Below are 19,790 nucleotides of genomic sequence, written 5' to 3'. Positions count from 1 at the left end.
CCTATTCAGCACATAACAAAAACGCAATGGAGCAAAAGCACTGAGTTAAAATTTAATGTTTCAGGCAATTCCTTCACTCGCCACACCAGCTCTAAGAGCAAAACAAAAAGGGTGATAAATCACCCTTGCGGTCGGTAAAGGAGAGTCTGACCATAAATCAGACTCAGGCGGTCAATGCTGCCTCCTCAAGTGTCGGGTAGTCGGTATAGCCTTCGGCTCCGCCACCATAAAACTTGCTGTCATCTACTTCGTTATAGTCGGCGCCCACTCTGGCTCTTTCTACCAGATCCGGGTTGGCAACAAACAGGGCACCAATGCCCACGCCATCGCACAGCCCTTGCTGTAAAACCTGAGTGGCAATGGCTGGTGTTGTTGGGCCGTCTTCCCACGACTTATGCGGGTTAAGGATCAGAGGGCCTTGCCACAAATCACGGACCATTTTACTGGTGTCACGGCAGGCCGCTTCCATAATATGTATATACGCCAGGTTTGTGGGCAGCGCCTTGATCAGAGCCTGATATAGCGGCAGAGTATCGCCTTCGTTAATATCATTGAACTGGTTATGCGGTGAGAGTCGAAGGCCCACCTTGTCTGCGCCGATGGCGTCAGTAACCGCTGCAATCATTTCCAGGGTAAAGCGGATGCGGTTCTCTACGTTGCCGCCGTATTCGTCGTCGCGCAGGTTGGTGTTGCTGGCTAAAAATTGATGCGGTAAAAAGCCGTTACCAGCGTGGATCTCTACGCCATCAAATCCGCCGAGGATGGCAAACTTAGCGGCCTGAGCAAAATCCGCAATGGTGGCCTGGATCTCTTCATACGTCAGTGCTCTTGGCGGCGCAAAATCTTGCATGCCCTCAGGAGTAAATGTCTGGCCTTTTGCGGTGACGGCGGATGGCGCAACGGACTGGTGTGCACTTGGATACAAGCTGGGGTGGCCAATGCGGCCGCAGTGCATAAGCTGGGCAACAATTTTACCGCCTTTTTCGTGCACCTTGGTGGTGACTGGTAACCAGCTTTGCGCCTGTTCATAGGTGTGCAGGCCGGGTGAGTTCATGTAGCCCTGGCCAACCTGGTTTGGCTGTATGCCCTCAGTAATAATCAACCCGGCCGTGGCCCGCTGGCTGTAATACGTGGCCATCAAAGGGGTGGCCAGGCCAAGTTCAGTGGCGCGGTTGCGGCTCATTGGTGCCATCACAAAACGGTTGTTGGCTTTAATGCTGCCGTATTCAGTTGCGTCAAATAGAGTATTCATCGTTATCCTTAATGAGTTTGAATTCTGAGTTACGCTTTGGATAGCGCTTTATTTGTTGCCGGGCTTGCAAGTGCTCGGTTAAACAGCTGTTGTTGTGAAATGGTGATGGCTAGCACGATGACACAGGTCCCCAGTATTTGACTTAAGGTCAATACTTCCCCGAGTACCAGGTAGCCCAGCAACGTGGCCGATAATGGACTGGCAAATGAGATAAATGACACAGTGACCACAGGCAGCTTTTCAATTGCCTTAAACCACACTACATAAGCGACCAGCGCGCCAATCAGGCTCAGATAGATGTAGCCGATCAGATTGTTCACCGTTAATTCGCTGGGAAAGCCCTCCTGGATAAGCGCAATGGGCAGTAAAAACAGGCCGCCGACCACCAGCTGCCAGCCGGTGAAGGTGTACACAGACACATCCGCCGGTTTACCCCATTTTTTAGTGAGCACAATGCCGGTTGCCATAGAAATCGCCCCTGCCAGTCCAGCCTGTACGCCGGCTGTGGGGAGCGCCATATTTGGCTCTAGCACCAACAAAGACACGCCCAGCGCACCTATCAGGCAGGCGACAAACTGTCGGGCCTTTAGTTTGTTTTTTAACAGTAATGCGCCAAGTAACATCACTATAATGGGCTGGCACGACATGATCAGTGCAGCAACCCCTCCTGGCAGCAGGTACGCGGCAACAAACAGGCAGTAAAAGAAGCCACCAATATTGAGCAGGCCAAGTACAATTGAACGCATCCACCACACGCCTTGTGGCAGCTTACGGCCCAGTAGAACCAGCAAAATACCTGCAGGCAGAGCCCGTAAAACCGACGCAATAAGCGGCTTGTCGGCCGGTAACAATTCAGTGGTCACAATGTAAGTACTCCCCCAGATTATGGGAGCTATCATTGCAATCATCATCCAAAAAATCAGTTGTTTGTTATTCATACCACCCCCTGAAATTGTGTTGCTCCGGGCTTTTTTCCTGCAACAGGTGAACTATCTCCAGCTGACACTGGCTGGCTGTTGAACTGCGCACCTTGCGATACAAACTGTGCTGTTGGCTTGTGTGTCCTGGTTCAGTTACATTCGCCGTATTGTCGTCGGGCCAAAATACCGACCTTAGATTTATTGCGAGCATGGTTTCTCTCCTTAGTGATAAAAGTCAGGCGCGTTAAATTGCCACCTGACGCAGATCGGTTGAGCAAGCTTTGGTTTGTGCAAAAGCGCTTTGTACTTCAATGTTAAGCTTTCTTAAAGAATCTTGATATAAAGATATTGGCTATTTTTGATGTCGTCAAGTATCTTTGTGCAAAGATACTTGTTTTTTTAACCGTGATTTTTTCTTTTTATTTATATTCAACAGGTTGTGTATTTACAGGGATGAAAAAGATCAATCACGAATTGACGGCGATAACGAGGGCGTAGCGGTTTGAACGCTGCAAAGCCTGCCTTTAGTGCCACCAAACTAGGCGAGATGTAAGGGGAAGTGTGGCATATTGATGCAAACTAGGTGTCTGCCACTTCTATTTATACTTATCTAAAATACGTTGCTCGCCACCTTGCTGGCGAAAGTGCACTACGGCTTTGGAAAACGCTTCCAATACGCCAAGGTGCGGTGACTGATGAGAAATGCAAAGCGAAAAGGGCACGATATCGAGCGTTGTGGGTAGCTCAGTCACCACGTCTTGCAAATTGTGCTTAGCGATAAAATAGTGTGCCACAACCCGGTCGGTGACTACGACATCACCTCGTTTCTTTGCCAGCATCTGTAAAGCACTGGAGATATTTGAAAGCAGGCGGCGCTTATAAGCGCGCTGCGGCAGGTTCGCCTCTGCCCAGCCGTTGCCTATGTAGTCAAGAATATTGAAAGCGTTCAGCGCGCTGGTATCCGATACACGCAGTAGAGCCGCCATGTCTGGGTGATTGGTATAAGTGAATAAATTAATTGGCCCAACGAATACTGGTTGTTCAGAGGCACTGACGTATTTTAGTCGTGCGCTGGTAGGCACCGAAACAAACGCATCGGCCTGGCCATTGAACACCATTCTTTGTGCTCTGCCCCAGGGATACCCTTCATGCACTACTTTCAGGTCCAGCTCTTTCTCAAGTACCTCAGTGACAATATCGACCAGAATACCTGTCATCTGTCCGTCCTGGGTTTTAAACGAATAGGGCGGGAAAGCATCGTAATAGACGACTTTAAAACTGTTTTGCCCTGCCGCCAAAGGCGCACACAGCAGTAGCACAATCGTGACTAAGATACGATAAATCATGTTATTCCGGGCGCAGTACTTGGGTTACTCACCTAGTGTAGTTGGCAGGTCACCAATAGGCGAGCGGGGAGCTACTGCGCTTGTTATGTGCTGCACGCCTAAAATACGCAGTTTTTACGATGGTGAAGCGCACTTAGAACAAACCCTGGCTATTGTTCTGAGTATCAAGATAAGCGGGGCTATCAGAATAAAAGGGGTGATAGCCCAAATTATGTGTGTCATGAGTGGCATAACAATCAGTCCGGGTGTGCCTATGTGCCGGTTATAGTCATCGCTCTTCAGACACTGCGACGCTTTGCGCAGGTTTTGGTTTGGCGGTCTTTAAGCCAAACAGGTAGCGCGTCAGGTTAAATGGCCTGATAACAAAGAGACAAATAACAACGCAGATGAGCAGCGACGAGCACAACAGGCTGAGTGATTTAATCGCAATGCCGGCATCCCATTGCACAATGTAGAAGGCGAGCGCAACAATCACGGTCTGATGCACAATATAAAACGGATAAATCAGTTCATTGGTCACGTGCAGCCACTTGGGGGTTTGTTTGCACCATGCACTGGCATAACCGACTAAGGTGAGTAAGCCCGTCCAGGACACGAGTGCACTGATAAGCCACCATAGTTGCCAGAGCATATCCAGCGATACATAGTCGCTAATATCAGGTCTGTAATACCAGGCGTAAAATGCGATAGAGCTTACTATCAACCACTTAAAATTGGTGGCGCGGTTGTCTGCCAGCGCGTGCCAAATCTTAGGGTTTTTCATAAAACACATACCCGCCATAAAAAACAGTAAAAAGAACAGTGAAACAGACAGATTAAATAAGCTGGTATCTTGCGAGCGCATAACGCTTTTGAGGCACAATCGTATCCCTATGACCACCAATCCCAGCAACAGCAAGCCGTGTTTTCGCACCGCGATGCGCTCCATCGCCTGAAGTAAAGCGTGCCCTGATGACGTGCCGAGCATCACATTAACCGGCACAGCCAGCAGCATAAAGATAAATAGAAACTCCACAAACCAGAGATGGTTTGCATGAAAGGCAAACATCAGGCTGCTATATGCCTGAGCTAAATTTTGATATTCCTGAATGTTTTCAAAGTAATTCTGTGGCGGCACCACAATCATCATCGCGAAGATAAGCGGAATAAACAACCGATGCACTTTGGTGGTAAGGAATGCGCTTGCCGATACTTTGTGGAGCAGTAACACCGACCCGGCACCCGCGATGAAAAAGAGGGTGTGCAGCCTGACTTGCTCAAAATACACCATAATATCATCAAGCACCTTACTCGATTCAGAGTTCATTATGTGCCAGCCATCTCCATTAAACGGCATAAACACATGGTGCAGAAATACAGCAAAAATCAGCAAAACTCTGAGCCAGTCGAGCTCCGAATATCTGGATTTATACATTTAAATTAGTCCTTTATAATTAAGTTTCCCAACAGTCGGCTATTCATATTCATGTGCTGAGGCGGCGTCATGTTGTTGCATTGATTAGCATATTATGAAAAAGCCAGTGGAGCAAAACCGAGATTGTAACGGCCTATGTAACCATTTCAGGAGCGCGGGCACATCAAAATACACACAAATGCGGGTATTTGCGGGCTCAGCCAGCTGTGATTTTAAGATCCAAAATACAACGGCACTCGTAGTAAAAAATGAACTATTTTCTGACCCAGAGGTAGCTATGAAACAGTTCGCACTCAAAGTATATGACGTCTACACCTATATCTTTGACTCCACCAGAAACCCGCTTCGGCACATTCCAGATCCAGTGAGCCGCTTCCACATTATGACTGTTTTAGCCTGTATGTGGAGCTTTGCCTTTGCCACCTATATTGGCAGTATGATTGTGTTTGGGGTAAGCCTTGCTGCACATATCATTTTGCTTTTGATGTTCTTTTTCACCATGTCTGTGTTCTATGATGCGCAGAAGAGTAAGTCGTCGTGGCTGTTAAAGTTGCGCCGCGAAAAGCTGAAACAGGGCTAAAGCCCTTTGTCTATTGAGAGTATGGCTGCAAACAAGGTGGCGCACCTTGTTTGCAGCAGCCTCAGTAGCGCTGCGTTAAAATTAAAGTCACACAAAAACGCTGCGCATCATGGGTGATATTCAGCTGCCAGCCGAGCTCGTCGCACAGCCTGCGCGCCAGGTCCAGACCCAGGCCATAACCAGAGGCATTATTTAACTCGTCCGGTGCGCGCGTGTTTTGCGCATTATCCTCAGTGCTATGAGCATATTCACGGTTTTCAATCTCCAAAATATGCTGCGTCTGGGTCACTGAAATCGCGCCATGATGGGTGTGCTGAATGGCATTTCTTAGCAGGTTGCCAATCACAATGGTGGCGCCAGAGTGGGACAGCTCGCAGCGATAGTCGTCGGTATGCATCGCGACATCAACCTGTTTACCTTGTTTAAGGTAGGCCAGGTCCTGCATCAGTGTGTCTACTAGCTCGGCCAGTTTAACCGGTCTTAAATCCCGCAGTGGTTGCCCCTTGCGGCTTAGCCACAATAGGGTTTCGGTGAGTGCGACCATGGCCTGGCTGGCGTGGTCTATGCGCATGAGTGCTTTTTGGCCTTTGTCATTGCGGGGGTCGTCCAGGCGGTGCAACAGCTCTACGCTGCTGCGGATCACGGCAATGGGCGTGCGCAGTTCGTGGCTGGCGTAGCTGACAAACTCCTGCTCTCTGTCGAGACTATGTTTGACCTGTTGCAGGCTTTGCTGGATAAGCTCCGCGAGTGTGGTCAGCTCGCGATACCTGAATACCGGTGGTGGCTCGTCGAGCGAGTGATGATCCAGCTCGGCCGCCCATGCGTGCAGCTCTGCGACGGGCCGGGTCACGGTGCGCATCAGCATCACCAGGATCGCAGCAAACAGTGCAAGGGTGCCCAGCGCAAAGAGTATTCCCAATATTTCAGGCCCCTGAAACCAGGACTTGGGCGATGTTTTTGGGGCGGTAAAATGATGGGCCACAAAGCCGGACTGGCCATCGGGCGTTTCAAAAAACATTACAAAGCGGGCTTCGCTGGGCCTTGTCAGCATATTATCCCGGGTAACCAGCTTGTGTAATGTGTTGGTTTCTATTTCCTGGCGGGTAAACGCCGCACGGATGGGCTCGGGCAAATCCTGCCACTGACTGGCCACCACAAAGTTGTGCGCCTGAACCGGCTGACCGGGCTGGGGATGGTGGGCCTGAGCCATATTCAGCATAGTGCCTTTCATCATGTCATCGAGCCCGGTAAAAAAGCTGTTGGTCCAGAGCACAGACAACAGACTGATCACCAAAGTGGCCAGCACCAGCAGGGCGGCAAGAATATAGCGGCGCAAGCTCATATGTATGGGGGCCATTAAACTTTCTCCTCATGGCAATGCAGCTTAAAGCCCTGTCTGGGAATGGCGTCTAGGGTGATGTGGGTTGTGCATGCCGCCAGCGCTTTGCGCAGGTGGTGAATATGCACTTTAAGTGCGTTGCTGTCGGGTTGCTCATCGCCCCAGATGGCTTGTAACAGCACTTGTCTGGTAACCAGGTTAGGGTGAGCGCGCAGCAGGGTTTCCAGTATTACCATGCCGGTGGGGCTGAGCTTAAGTCGGCTGCCATGATACGTGGCGTCGCGGCCATCTATATCAAGACACAGCCCGGCCAGCTCCAGCCGTTTTATTTCGCCGCTTTTACGTTTGGCCAGGGTTTTTACCCTGACCACCAGCTCCATCATGGCAAAGGGTTTGACCAGGTAATCGTCGCAGCCGGTGGCAAAACCGGCCAGTTTGTCTTCAAGCTGATCTCGCGCGGTGAGCATGATCACTGAAGTATCGTCGCCTTCGTCGCGCAGTGCCTGACAGATCTGCAGGCCATCCATACGTGGCAGATTCAAATCCAGAATGATCACCTGATAGTGGTTGTCGCGGATCAGGTTGAGTGCGGCGACCCCGTTGGCTGCGTGGTCGCAGATGATGTTTTCCAGCTCAAAGTAATCAATGATGTTACCGGCCAGTGCCAGGTCGTCCTCAACTAAAATGACGTTGATCATGGGGGACATGCTCCGTACGAATGGGGCTGAATCGGCTTATCAGGTTGGCAATATCGTGGCTGATCAGCAGTAAAACAGGAATTAAAAACAAGGTGATGGCAGTGGCAAATAAGATGCCATAGCCCAGCGATGCCGCAGCGGGGATCAGAAACTGTGCCTGCTGAGAGGTTTCGCCCAAAATAGGGTACAGCCCGGCAAAGGTGGTCAGTGACGTTAGCAGTATTGCGCGCAGGCGACCCGTGCAGGCTTCAAGTAGCGCATTTTGCATGGTTTTCCCCTCATTGCGGTAGCGATTAAACTGGCTGACCAGCAGCAGGCTGTCGTTGATCACCACGCCACTGAGCGCCAGTATGCCATTTAAGGATAGAATACTGAGCGTTAAGCCTAAGCCCCAGTGTCCTAAAATCGCGCCCACGAAGCCAAACGGGATCACCGACATGATGATCAGCGGCTGCCAGTAGGATTTCAGAGGGATAGCCAGCAGCGCATAGATGGCCAGCAGCGCCAGCAGGTAAGCCGAGCTCATGGAGTCGGTGGCTTCTTTTTGGTGCTCGGCTTCTCCGGCAAAGTGCAGCGTCAGATCCGGGTACTGAGCACGTAGCTCTGGGACCACGCTTTGCTCCAGTTTGGCCACTAATTCAGTGGGGGTCAGCTGGGTTTTATTCACCGCAGCGGACACAGTGACTGCTCTGACGCCGTTGATACGGGTAATGGACTGCACTTCGCTGGTGTAGATCACTTTAGCAACGTTGCCCAGCGGCACGGTTCGTCCGTCCGGGGCACGCACCCGGGCTGCAAGCACATCCCCTTGTTCGCTACGTTCATCCAGCGGGTAGCGAACCCTAACTTTCACTTCATCTTTGCTGCGCATATAGCGTTGTACCACTTCTCCGCCAAAGGCTTGCAACAGCTGGCGTGCCAGTAGCTGGGTGGTAAAGCCGCGCATTTCGCCCTCTTCGGTCACTTCAAAGCGCATTGTTGCTTCGCCCGGAGCCAGCGAGCTGTCGATGCTGTGTACGCCACTGATATCGCGCAGCGCTTGCTGTAAGGTCGCTTCGGCGGCCTCTAATGTTTCGTCGCTGGTGCTTTTTAGCTCCACCTTAAAGTTAGAAACACGCGCCAATTGCGCCTGAATGTGTAAGGTTTTACTGGCCTCCGGGGTGCCAGCGATGGCGCGCCAGTGTTTCGCCAGTTCGCTCAGGGTGTAGGGCTGGGTGCCGGCCAGCTCCACATTGAGTGTACCGCTCTGATCGCCCGTGGCACTGACCGACACGCTGGCGATGTGGCTGATGTTTTGCTCGTCCAGCAACTGCTGCTCGGCCTGATATAGCTGGGCCTCCAGCTGATCCAGGTTACGGGCAGTCTGGCCAAAACTGGCGTCGTTATAAAGTGTCATGGTGGCGGTGATGGTATCCGCTGGCAGTCCGGGGAAAAAGCCCACTCTGACCATGCCCTGGGTGATCAGGCTGATGGCCAGAAAAAACAGCGCAACAAAGCCCATCAGTGCGGCGTAGCGAAAGTGCATTACGCGCTCCAGTGCCGGCTTGTACAGGCGTTGATTAAAGCCAGTCAGTAAACCGTCTGCCTTTTGTTGCACGCGATGCCACAGCACCGCGATGCGGTTTGGTTGTCGCTGGCTTTTTTGTCGGGTGCGAATGTGCGCCAGATGCGCCGGTAAGATCAGTTTAGATTCCACCACAGACAGCAATAAACATAAGGTGACCACAGTGCCAAACTGCGCATATAAAACGCCCAGCCCGCCCGAGATATTGGCCAGTGCCGCAAAGGCCGCGACGGTCGTTAATACGCCAAACAGAGTAGGGACCGCGACCAGATGGGTGCCCTTGATGGTGTTACTGAGGGTGTCGCCAAAGCGCTTTCGGGTGGTGTAAATACTTTCACCCACTACCACGGCGTCGTCCACGACTATGCCCAGCGCCATAATAAAGCCAAAGGTGGTCATTTCGTTGAGGGTCATGCCCGTGTAGGGCTCAGTCATAAAATACAGGCTGCCAAAGAATACAAAAGGCAGGCCCGCAGCAACCCAGAAAGCCACTTTCAGGTTTAAAAATAGCGCCAGTACCATAAACACCAGGGCAATACCGCTCAGCGCGTTCAGGCTCAGCAGGCTCAGGCGCTCGGTGATCAGCTTAGAATTGTCGTACCAGGTGATAAGCGAGGCGCCTTCAGGCAGCTTGCTTTGCCATTTTGCCACCACGGCTTTGGCCTGTGCCACGCTTTTGCTCATGTCGCCGTATTCGTCCATCACTATGGTAATGCCATAGGTGGGATGACCGTTAAACCGGGCCAGATGAAAGCTGTCATCGGCAAAGGTGTCTTGTAATGTGGCAACATCACTGAGTCGAATGCTTTTGCCCGCAGCTGTGGTCGTGACCACAATCGAGGCAAAGTCGCTGGCATAAAGCGCCTGCTCGGCGGCTTTGAGGCGCAATACCTTATCCGGGTTACGCAGGCTGGTGGTCAGTGCCGTACCGGAATACTGATTAATGGCCTCGGCCACGTCGCTGAAACTGAGCTGATAGGCCTGCAGGCGGGCCTCGTCGATTTCAATGGCCACCAGCGGATCGCGGTGATCGTTTTGGTTGAGTGTGGCGATATTGGGCTGAGCCAGTAAGTCGTCGGCAAGCTGGCTGCCGAGGGTTTGCAGTGTCTGAGTCGACAACTCGCCAAACAGTTGCACCCGGATCACTTCCTGCTCCCGCTGGGCCGTAGTAATTACGGGTTTTTCGGCGTCTTCCGGCAGGTTGTAAATGGCATCAACCTGGTTTTTAATGTCTCTTTGTAAGGTATCCAGGTCATGTTGCGAGGTTTTTTCTACCAGTACCTGCACACTGCTGGCGCTGGCTGTAGTGGTTACGCGTTTGATCCCTTTGACGGATTCCAGGGCATTTTCTATGGCGATTGCAATACCCTGCTCAGCCTGGGCGGCACTGCCACTGGGGTAGGCTACGCTGATCTGTACTGTGTCCGGGTCTTGTTGCGGAAAGCCTTCTTTGCGCAGACTACCGGCGCTGCTTAGCCCCAGCAGGATCACCGCCAGCATAAGCAGGTTGGCAGCGACCGGGTTTTTGGCAAACCAGGCGATAATTGAAAAACGTTCAGTCATGGGCGCGCTCCTCTGTCACTGGGGTGACCTTCATGCCATCCAGATAGGCGCTGAGCGGGCGCAGCACTATGTTGGTCTGGTGCATGCCTTTACGGGCCTTGATATAAACGGCGCCGTGCTGGCGAAACTGGATCTGCGGGGTAAAGTGCGCCAGACGATTTTCCTCATCGACATACCAGATATGATTTTGCTGCGACAAGGCTGATGCGGGAATGCGCCACAGGTCTTTTTGCTCGACACCTTTAATGTGCACCTCCACATAGCTGCCAAAGTACAGCGGCTGAGCCTGATCTAGGGGGTTGTCTACGCTGACAATGGCCAGACGTTGGCGCGACTGAGGGTCAATATGCTGACTCAGACGTGTCACTTGGCCGTGCCATTGTGTGTCTGCGGTATCGCTTGTGGCATCGTTGAGCGTAACCGTCCAGCCGTCTTCGGGCATCGCCTGAGTGGGCAGGTGCTGCCATTGCTCGGCGCTGAGTTCAACGGATACTTCGGCCTGCGCTGTGCTGTAAAGTGTGGCAATGGGGCTGCCCGGTTGGACATAACTGCCAGGCTGTACTGAGCGCGTGACTATGGTGGCATCAAAGGGCAGGGTAAACTGGCTGGCAGCCAGGTTATACCGGGCACTTTGCAGCTGCGCTTCAGCTAAGCTTAGCTGCGTGGCCACAACGTCCTGCTGTGGAGCACGTAAAGAAGACAAGATCCCTTTACTGTCGGTGCTGGCCAGCTGGCGCCACTGCGCTTTGTTTGGTGAGCTCTGTAGCTTTTCTTCTTCCGCATCCAGTTTAGCTTGTGCCAGCGATACTTCGGCACTTGCCAGCGCCTGTTGCAACTGGGTGTCGTCTATGCGTGCCAGTACGGCCCCCGCCGACAGGCGTGCCCCTTGCTTAAAGTCTGGATGTAGCTGAGTCACCCGGCCGCCCACCTCGCTACTGAGCGTCAGTGCGTGAGTGGCCTTGACTGTGCCATGCGCGGTAATGACCCGAGTGTAACTGGCTGCCTGCACCGGGGTGACCGTGACCTGAGGCAGGCTCAGGGCTGCGCTCGTTTGTTGGCGTTGCTCAGAGCCTGGCTGAGGCTGGGCATGGGCCTCGGCACTACCCAGAGAGGGGATAGCAAAAACAATGGCAGCACACAGGCCACAAAAAGCCAGCTGGGTTATGAGTAAACGGTTGTTGAGTAACGTCATGATGAATTCTCTGAATAAGCACTTAGGTTTGCCCGCCAATTTTTGATGCGGGTAAAAAGTAACCGCCAGTCTAGAGAGTGCACGGTTAAAGGCGGGTTAAAGAGATTGTCGGTCACTGCAAGTCTTTGATTAGACTGTGAAGAAGAAAAAGCCGCAGGTAGGACTACGGCTTCGGGGGTTGATATCACGGCTGATACCAATGCACTTAATTAAGTAACCAATCTTGAGGCGAGAAAATCTCGTCGATAACACCGCTCCCGCGTCCTGCTATCGCTGAGGCACCTACATCCATATAGGCGAGGCAAAAATTTTGTTGTTTAGTTGCTCTAAATGAGAAATTTTTAACACAGTTAGCGACAGATTTAATCCCTCCAGTTGGTTATGTATTAATGTGATTTGGTATTCGATATCGTGTGGGCAAAACAGAGCGAGGACGCTAGTTTGGCTTGCGGTTCTGTTTATGATCTTTTGGGTGGTCAGACCGAATGAGGTCAACCTGAATACTCACGCCCTCATTCTGGCCATCACCTGAGAGCAAAAAGTAATACCAGCCGGGGGCTGCGCCGTCGATGCGCAGAAACTCAGTGTTATCTGCTGAGCGTGAGGCAAAGGTATACATACTGGTGCCGGGCCAGAAGTTGCTAACAAACAGGTCGCTGTTGCCAGCGCCGTGTCGGGTGCGAACTTCCAGCGTGCTTCCCGGTTCAGTCACTTTGACAAAAAAGTAACTGTCACCGGGGGATGCACATTGGGCGCGACCAGGCATCAGCTCAGCATAGCCACTGGGCAGGCCCTGCTCGCAGGCATTGACGATATCGCGGGGTTGCTCACCGGGCTCACGCAGGGCGCTGTCGATACCCGCTGCAATTGTCAGCCCCTCATAGCCCTGAGGAGCCAGTGCAGAGACAAAGTGGCGGCCCCGATTGACGGTTACTTTCAGCACCTGCTCGGTGCCTGTGCCACGCGATATTGCCCGAGCATTGGCCGGATCGGGCCATTGGTCGGGGTTGTAAAACAGGCGAGGGCGTCCAGCGCCACCACGGCTGCTGAAATACAAGGTGGTGTTATCCTGGGCGACATCCACATAAAAATAATGGGCTTTGCCCGAAATACACTCACCCTGCGCCAGCAACAAGCGGCTGCCCGTTACCGCCGTATCGCCCTGACGGCAGTCCGCAGGCAGATACAAGGGTACCCCCTGATAGTTTTTGGCAAACAGTTGCAGGCCATCCGGATCGCCTTCCTGTGGTTGCGGCAGCCAGGCTTTGAGGCACTCAGCTTGCTTTACGCATGGATCGGTCAGCGCTTTCATAAAGTTGACCAGATCTGTTTTTTCCTGGGTGCTCAGCTCCAGCTTGCGCAGTACCGGGGCACCGTCGGCAATTTCATCGTCAATGATTTTAGCGGCGGCGTCGGTGTGTTGGCGGGTATCGGGGAACAAGTCGACACAATTTTCTATGTCTTTGAACTGTGGTTGTCTGCACCAGCCCTGATTATTTATGTAGTCATCTAATACCGCATGGTAATCATCGTAATGCTCAATCACTTCTTCGAGGGTATCGTAACTGCCCGCATGGCCATACGGGGCGGTGACCTCGACGTTCAGCAGGGTTGTTGAGCGAAAGCTATGGATGTCATCCAGGCTCTGGTTGCGCAGCATACGGCCGCGATCATTGCTTTCATCGCCCATTTCACCAGTGCCAGGTCCAATCTGTGGAAAAGCCAGTCGGTGGTGGTTAGTGCCTTTGGTCTGGCTAAAGCTGTCGGTGTTGTGACAGCCAATGCACTGGGTGGGCAGGAAATCGGGTTCGCTGCCACCGTCTGATGGTGGGGGAGGCATATAAAGATACAGATAGGCCCCGCGTTTTTCAGATTCACTCAGTGCGTTTTTATCGCCCTGAACGTAGCGGTTCCAGGGGTTGTCGGTAAAGTTCATCGACTGCTGGTAGGCCGCCAGTGCACGGGTGATATTATCAAAAGTAACGATTTCTTCGGCGCTTTTATCGCCATAGACCGCGGCAAAATAATCCCGCCACTGGTTGCGAAACAGCTCGCCCCGGGCGCTGCCATAGTTGCCGATTCGTGCTGCCAGATGGGCCCTGACGGCTTCATTGGACGCGCCTTTCATAAACTCAAAGCCCTGCATTTCTGAGGGGGTAACGACCGGAAAGCGCGCTTGTGCCGCTAACAAAGAGTCACCCGCATTAGGATCGGCTTCACCATGAGGCACATCCGGCGTGCTGATTCCCTGCTCGGGGTTCAGCCAGTCAAGAAACTCCACCCGGGCATCACGAAACAAACTGCGTTTATGCACCCAGGCATTGAAAATACTGGGCGAGTTGCGTGGCACATAAAATTGCCCTGTGGTGGTTTTACGGCCCGGCCCGAGTACATCCGGGTCTTGTGCCAGTGTGCCCACGGGCAGGGAGAGACCATCACCGCCACCCAGATAAGGGTGGTGACAGCTGGCGCAGGCAACTTGCTTATCGCCACTGAGTGCTTTGCTAAAAAACAGCAGCTTACCCAGTTTAACTTCGGGGTCATCGACACTGGGTAAGTCAAAGCCGTTATCGGGCTTGCCTGTCAGGCCATGCTGAGCAATGAGCTCAGTGAGCGCCTGATCTAAGTCATCAGGAATGGGCAGCGCGTGTGCGTTAAACGCGCTGCCCAGCAAAAGTGCAATGGCACCAGTTTTAACCTTTCTCATGTTGATCTTCCTTTCACTACAGTTGCTTTAGTACGGACGGGCCGGCTCAGAGGTTAAGCTAACGTGTTCTGGGTTAAATAAAGGTTAAAGCTGGTGTGGGTAGAAATGTTCCCAATTGGCTAATAATGCACTTTAGAAAATGGAGTGATCAAAGTATGAGCTATTTTTATAAATGTTTTTTAATGAATGATTATTTATTAATCTTCTCTTGATTTAAATAAATATTTCATCATTTTCGGCTTTTTGTGACTATAAAAACCTGATACTGTTACCGCGGATTACGTAACTAACCAAAGGAAATTAAGATGTTACTTAAACTAAGCAAAAAGACGGTTAAAAACCTTAACACCGCTTCTGCTAAACTTAATCCACAGCAGACTCCACATGTTGCTGGTGGTACCAATCTGGACACGCTTATGTGTCTGAGAACCATGCAGTGCCCGCAAACCTGGCAGTGCGCTTAATCGCTAATTTATGACCTGCTCAGGGTGACCTGATAGGTGATATCTTTAGTTTCTTGCTAGACAATGTTGTTGATCGTAGGTCAGTTTACTGGCCTGCTTTATGTTTCTGAGCGCAGTGTGGTGATTCAGAAATGCCCCTCCTCCATCTCATCTTGAAGCGCAAATTTGGTAAAACCAGCATCAGTCATGACCTTGGTTACATTGCTTAATCACACTGAGCATCCGCTCATGCATTAATGAGTAGCTAAGTGCGCATTAAATTGAATTACAGTAATTAATGAGGTTTCTGTTACTCATTATTTGCAGGTGTGCCATATAGTGAGTAAATTTCTGTACATTAGCCTGCCTGTGGACTTTATTACGGAAGAAGTGACTTTACAGGCGTTTGTCGCAGCGCAATGGCATGACATAGCGATTTATAACGTCCTGCATTCAAGTCTGAATTATGCATTGTGGACATAATAGCGTATTACTTAGCTACCTTTATGTTCTTTGGGTAGCTCCTTGCGAGAGTTCAGAATAACAATGGCGATATAGACCAGGGTGACATAAAAATTCACGAACGGGATCATTGAGGTGATCAGCGCCACTTTCTTACTGTAGTGGTATTTATGTGCAATGGTTAAATTCACGATAATAAACAAGATAGCCTGAGCTGCGAACACAAATGGGGCGAGCGATAACTCGCCATTTCTGAGCATGTCTAACATAGTGCGGTTTTCATTCTTTTAATGGTTATACTTAACGGGCGTTATTTCAATACGCAGATGCTGCGCCGTGTCATCCAGGTGTTTCACCCTGAAATCTGAATGATACTCAGCCGCTTTTTCCAGAAACTGTTGCTGCCTGGCGTACGAAGAAAACGTATAAATGCCCTGCAAAGTCGTGCCTGCATCAGCAATCGGGTTGCCGTCGGCGTCTGACGCACTGCCGGGCACATAACTGAATCTGAGTCTGGCACTGGCAAGCGTTGGGGCTTTCATCAAAATATGAGAGCCGTCTGCAAATTCAAACCGCAATTCCATGCCTGCCAAATCGATGAATGGATTCAATGCGCCAAACATACTATCCATGATAGACGTGATTTGAGTGCCATAATATGTAACTGTCTCATTGTCTTTTATCCAGTCGTCAAATCTTTGCCGGCTGCTGGGGTTTCGTGCCAGCTCCCACGCTGAATTAAACGGGTAATACCCGGGTCCCGCACTGGCATTACCCGGCACCTTGATTTTAGCGACCATCCGAAAGTTATTGTCTGTGTGGGCATTGGGCGTAGTTGCCGTCATAACAACCGGGGCGTCTGAGTCAGCGGTATTGTGCTCAGATGCAGCAACAGGGCCTGCAAGTGAGAGCATGACAAGCACGGGGAGTATGTTCAAAATCATCGTTGCTTTTTTTAGTATTCTTAGTGGCGTATTAACGGGTAATGTTACTGTTTTGTACCAAAAACATCAAAGACCATCGCTCGCCGTTTCGAACGGTAGCTTGTGGCGCATTTTTTGATTGAAGCAGGAGAGGGTGGGGCACGCACAAAAGCCGTGCCCCTGATGGTTTTTTAAAGGCTATGCCTTAGTGCGCTACTACAATCAGGCGAATGGCGTCCAGTTTGACCTGAGCTTTGCTGATGTGCTCGCTCAGTGCGCTACGTTGTTTGTCGAATACCTGAATTTCTTCGTCACGGATATTCGGGTTAACGGCTTTCAGTGCCTGCAGGCGGGTCTGTTCGTCACCCAGACGGGCTTCCATTTGTGCCTGTGCCGCTTGTTGCAGCTCAGCCATCTGAGCTTTGGCCTGCTCTTCGGCTTTGCTGATCAGCGGGTGAATGCCTGATTGCAGGGCATTGGCCAGCTTACTGGCGGTTTGTCTGCCAACCGCAGAAAGCTGGTTGTTAAAGGCATCAAAGGCCACGTTCTGTGCCAGGTCGTTACCGCTTTTGTCCATCAGTACTCGGATAGGCGTTGGTGGCAGGAAGCGACCAATCTGCAAAGATTTAGGTGCTGAAGTTTCTGCCACAAAGATCAGCTCAACAAAGAAAGTACCCACCGGCAGCTTGTTGTTTTTCAACAAAGCAACGGATGCACAACCAAAGTCGTCGTCACAGATCATGTCCATCACGCCTTCAACCATAGGGTGGTCCCAGCTGATAAACTGCGCATCTTCTTGTGACAGCGAGGTGCCACGGTCAAAGGTCACGGTAATGCCATCGTCTTTCAGACAGGGGAACGACGGGTTCAGCATGTGCTCTGTCGGTTTCAGGATGATGGTGTTTTCACCTTTGTCTTCCTGATTGACACCAAAGATGTCGAATACATTGATCATGTAAGTCGGCAGCACTACGTCGTCGTCCAGCGTTTCGATCTCTTCAACGATACTGTCCGCTTTGCCCATGCCGCTTGAGTGTAGTTCCAGCAGACGGTCACGGCCTTGTTCCATCCTGGCGCGTAGTACAGTGTTTTGCTTGGCAACCTGCTCAAGTAGCGGGTCGAGCGCTTCTTCGTCGCAGTTGTGCGCAGCTACCAGTTCCAGCAAGTCGTCTGAGAACTCTTTGTACAGTAACTGGCCGGTGGTGCTGGTGGTTTCGAAGGCATCCAGTGCTTCGTCGTACCAGCGCAGTAACACTTCCTGTGCGGTATTTTCGAAGTAAGGCACGTGAATGTTCACATCCTGTTGCTGACCAATGCGGTCAAGGCGACCAATACGTTGCTCCAGCAGATCCGGGTTGAGTGGCAGATCAAACAGCACCAGGTGATGGGCAAACTGGAAGTTACGACCTTCCGAGCCAATTTCTGAACATAACAGTACCTGGGCAGAGTCATACTCGTCGGCAAAGTAAGCCGCCGCACGGTCACGCTCTATGATTGACATTCCCTCGTGGAACACCGCCGACTTAATGCCTTCGCGCTCGCGCAGGGTCTGCTCCAGGCTGATGGCGGTTTGTGCTTCGGCACAGATCAGCAACACTTTTTGTTGTTTCAGCTCTTTAAGTTTGTCGATCAGCCAGGCAACGCGGGGGTCAAACTGCGTCCAGCTGGCACTTTCACCTTCAAACTCCTGGAAGATTTTTTCCGGGAACAGGGCGCGCAGGGCACTTTTTTCAGCGCTCTGAATACCACCAATGTTACCCATCACAGAAATGGCGGTTTTGTACTGCTTTGGCATTTCTACCGGGCAGGCGTGCAATTTACGGCTTGGGTAGCCGTCGATGCCACTGCGGCTATTACGGAACAAGATGCGGCCCGTACCGTGTCTGTCCAGCAGGTTGTTCAGCAGTGTCTGCTTGGCAGTCTCTTCGCCTTGTTCAACCTGACTCAGCAGGTCGCGGATGTCGGTTTCTTTTAACAGCTCACTCAGGGTTGTCTTGGCTTTGTCGTCAAGCTTGCCATCCTGGAGCAGCTTATTGGCGGCATCGGCCACTTCTTTATAGTGGCTTTCTTCTTCTACAAAGGCGTCGTAATCGTAGAATCTGTCCGGGTCAAGCAATTGCAAACGGGCAAAGTGGCTGCGGTGACCAAGCTGATCAGGTGTGGCGGTAAGCAGAATAAGGCCGGCAATGTCCTGGCTCAGCTCAGCAATACGCTGATATTCTGTGCTGGGTTTGTCTTTTTCTACCGTCAGGTGGTGGGCTTCATCCACGACTAACAGATCCCAGTCGGCCAGTGTGGCTTGTTCAAACCAGCGGCGTTTCTTGGTGATAAACTCCAGGCTGACCAGTACCAGTTGCTCGGTTTCAAACACGTTGGGTGAATCTGCGAAAGCTTCGTCGCAACGGTCTTCATCAAAAATAGAAAAGTGCAGGTTAAAGCGGCGCAGCATTTCAACCAGCCACTGGTGTTGCAGGCTCTCTGGCACCACAATCAATACGCGGCTGGCACGGCCGGTGAGGATCTGTTGATGTAAGATCATACCTGCTTCGATGGTTTTACCTAAGCCCACTTCGTCCGACAGCAATACCCGTGGCGCGAAACGTTTACCCACTTCGTCGGCAATATAAAGCTGGTGTGGGATCAGGCTGGCACGCTGACCTATTAAACCCTTTAAATGAGACTGCTGGCGGCTGAACTGGTGCTGCCAGGTTTGATAGCGCAGGGTGTAGCGGTCGAATCTGTCAACCTGGCCTGCAAATAAGCGGTCCTGTGGCTTATTAAACTTAATAAAGTGATCCAGAAAGGTTTCTTTCAACGTGACCGGCTCTTCCGTGTCCAGGCGCTCGCCGTGGTAGCACAGCAGGTCGCCTTGCTCTTCGACCTGTTCAACACGCATTTCCCATTCGTCAACACAGCGGATCACATCGCCGGGATTAAAAATCACACGGGTAACCGGGGCTTCCTGCACAGAATACACGCGGTTCTCACCGCTGGCGGGAAACAATATGGTCACCTGGCGACCTTCCAGTGCCACTATAGTGCCCAATCCTAAATCTGATTCAGTATCACTGATCCAGCGCTGACCTAAGGAAAAATTCATGCTTGTCTCGTCTCGCGGAAAAAAGGCGGCCATGGTACCGAGAAGCACCGCCTTGTTCAAGGTTGTGAGAGGACGATAAACGTGCCTATTGCGTGATTTTTTTCACTTTAGGCTATTGACCCGAGCGAATGTTTCAGCAGAGGAGATTTGTTGTCCTGTTTAGCGCTAGTCTGGCCAAGTGTGTTTATGTCTTCACAGCAAAAAGTAAGCATAGCTCAGTTGATTAAAATTGACGCACTTAAGTCAGTCCGTCATCCCTGTGCTTAACCTGCCTGTCATAAAAACGA

Annotated in this window: 16 protein-coding genes; 3 read left to right on the top strand and 13 right to left on the bottom strand. The window is 51.5% G+C overall.

All coding sequences use genetic code 11. The features are described 5' to 3' along the window. Window positions 1-163: 163 nt before the first annotated feature. The 5 genes from MHN33_RS20450 to MHN33_RS20430 form a co-directional block, all read right to left on the bottom strand. The gene (locus MHN33_RS20450) at window positions 164-1,252 is read right to left on the bottom strand and encodes an alkene reductase (RefSeq protein WP_239400866.1); all 1,089 of its coding nucleotides are present in this window, start codon (window positions 1,250-1,252) and stop codon (window positions 164-166) included. 29 nt (window positions 1,253-1,281) lie between these two features. After that, window positions 1,282-2,190 (bottom strand): EamA family transporter, encoded by a 909-nt coding sequence (locus MHN33_RS20445; RefSeq protein ID WP_239400864.1) that lies wholly within the window; start codon window positions 2,188-2,190, stop codon window positions 1,282-1,284. Further along, the gene (locus MHN33_RS20440) at window positions 2,183-2,383 is read right to left on the bottom strand and encodes a hypothetical protein (RefSeq protein WP_239400862.1); all 201 of its coding nucleotides are present in this window, start codon (window positions 2,381-2,383) and stop codon (window positions 2,183-2,185) included. The genes MHN33_RS20445 and MHN33_RS20440 overlap by 8 nt, the downstream gene beginning before the upstream one ends. 385 nt (window positions 2,384-2,768) lie before the next feature. Then, window positions 2,769-3,518 carry a transporter substrate-binding domain-containing protein gene (locus tag MHN33_RS20435; RefSeq protein ID WP_239400860.1) on the bottom strand — a complete coding sequence of 250 codons (750 nt, stop codon included), beginning with the start codon at window positions 3,516-3,518 and terminating at the stop codon, window positions 2,769-2,771. Between the two features lie 268 nt (window positions 3,519-3,786). Next, entirely contained in the window at window positions 3,787-4,932 is a 1,146-nt protein-coding gene (locus MHN33_RS20430; protein ID WP_239400858.1) for an acyltransferase family protein, read from the bottom strand. Window positions 4,933-5,209: 277 nt separating this feature from the next. Between MHN33_RS20430 and MHN33_RS20425 the strand changes: the two genes are divergently transcribed. Further along, entirely contained in the window at window positions 5,210-5,512 is a 303-nt protein-coding gene (locus tag MHN33_RS20425; protein WP_239400856.1) for a hypothetical protein, read from the top strand. A 61-nt stretch (window positions 5,513-5,573) separates the two neighbouring features. Here MHN33_RS20425 and MHN33_RS20420 read toward each other — a convergent pair whose 3' ends face one another. From MHN33_RS20420 to MHN33_RS20400, 5 genes are all read right to left on the bottom strand, one after another. Next, entirely contained in the window at window positions 5,574-6,869 is a 1,296-nt protein-coding gene (locus MHN33_RS20420) for a HAMP domain-containing sensor histidine kinase (RefSeq protein ID WP_239400854.1), read from the bottom strand. Then, window positions 6,869-7,549 (bottom strand): response regulator transcription factor, encoded by a 681-nt coding sequence (locus tag MHN33_RS20415; RefSeq protein ID WP_239400852.1) that lies wholly within the window; start codon window positions 7,547-7,549, stop codon window positions 6,869-6,871. The genes MHN33_RS20420 and MHN33_RS20415 overlap by 1 nt, the downstream gene beginning before the upstream one ends. Further along, window positions 7,527-10,676, bottom strand: coding sequence for an efflux RND transporter permease subunit (locus MHN33_RS20410; RefSeq protein ID WP_239400850.1), 3,150 nt, complete (start codon window positions 10,674-10,676; stop codon window positions 7,527-7,529). Before MHN33_RS20410 ends, MHN33_RS20415 begins: the two co-directional genes overlap by 23 nt. Further along, a complete protein-coding gene (locus tag MHN33_RS20405; RefSeq protein WP_239400848.1) occupies window positions 10,669-11,868 on the bottom strand; it encodes an efflux RND transporter periplasmic adaptor subunit in 1,200 nt (399 codons plus the stop codon). Before MHN33_RS20405 ends, MHN33_RS20410 begins: the two co-directional genes overlap by 8 nt. Before the next feature lie 436 nt (window positions 11,869-12,304). Then, window positions 12,305-14,575 (bottom strand): cytochrome c peroxidase, encoded by a 2,271-nt coding sequence (locus tag MHN33_RS20400; protein WP_239400846.1) that lies wholly within the window; start codon window positions 14,573-14,575, stop codon window positions 12,305-12,307. A gap of 305 nt (window positions 14,576-14,880) precedes the next feature. On the opposite strand from MHN33_RS20400, the gene MHN33_RS20395 reads away from it, so the two are divergent. Together MHN33_RS20395 and MHN33_RS20390 are read left to right on the top strand one after the other, a co-directional pair. Next, the gene (locus MHN33_RS20395; protein WP_239400844.1) at window positions 14,881-15,039 is read left to right on the top strand and encodes a hypothetical protein; all 159 of its coding nucleotides are present in this window, start codon (window positions 14,881-14,883) and stop codon (window positions 15,037-15,039) included. Window positions 15,040-15,357: 318 nt separating this feature from the next. Continuing rightward, a complete protein-coding gene (locus MHN33_RS20390) occupies window positions 15,358-15,501 on the top strand; it encodes a hypothetical protein (RefSeq protein ID WP_239400842.1) in 144 nt (47 codons plus the stop codon). A gap of 11 nt (window positions 15,502-15,512) precedes the next feature. Here the strand turns inward: MHN33_RS20390 and MHN33_RS20385 are convergent, their stop codons facing one another. The 3 genes from MHN33_RS20385 to rapA all read right to left on the bottom strand — a co-directional run bounded on the left by MHN33_RS20385 (window position 15,513) and on the right by rapA (window position 19,503). After that, window positions 15,513-15,749, bottom strand: coding sequence for a hypothetical protein (locus MHN33_RS20385; protein WP_239400840.1), 237 nt, complete (start codon window positions 15,747-15,749; stop codon window positions 15,513-15,515). A gap of 18 nt (window positions 15,750-15,767) precedes the next feature. Then, window positions 15,768-16,418 (bottom strand): hypothetical protein, encoded by a 651-nt coding sequence (locus tag MHN33_RS20380; protein ID WP_239400838.1) that lies wholly within the window; start codon window positions 16,416-16,418, stop codon window positions 15,768-15,770. A 190-nt stretch (window positions 16,419-16,608) separates the two neighbouring features. Beyond that, complete coding sequence (gene rapA / locus MHN33_RS20375) at window positions 16,609-19,503, bottom strand: RNA polymerase-associated protein RapA (protein WP_239400836.1); 2,895 nt, start codon at window positions 19,501-19,503, stop codon at window positions 16,609-16,611. Between the last annotated feature and the right edge of the window lie 287 nt (window positions 19,504-19,790).

The organism is Pseudoalteromonas sp. OOF1S-7 (assembly GCF_022347765.1).
GTDB lineage: Bacteria > Pseudomonadota > Gammaproteobacteria > Enterobacterales > Alteromonadaceae > Pseudoalteromonas.
The sequence above is the reverse complement of the archived record's forward strand: the minus strand, read 5'-3'. Positions and strand labels throughout refer to the sequence as shown.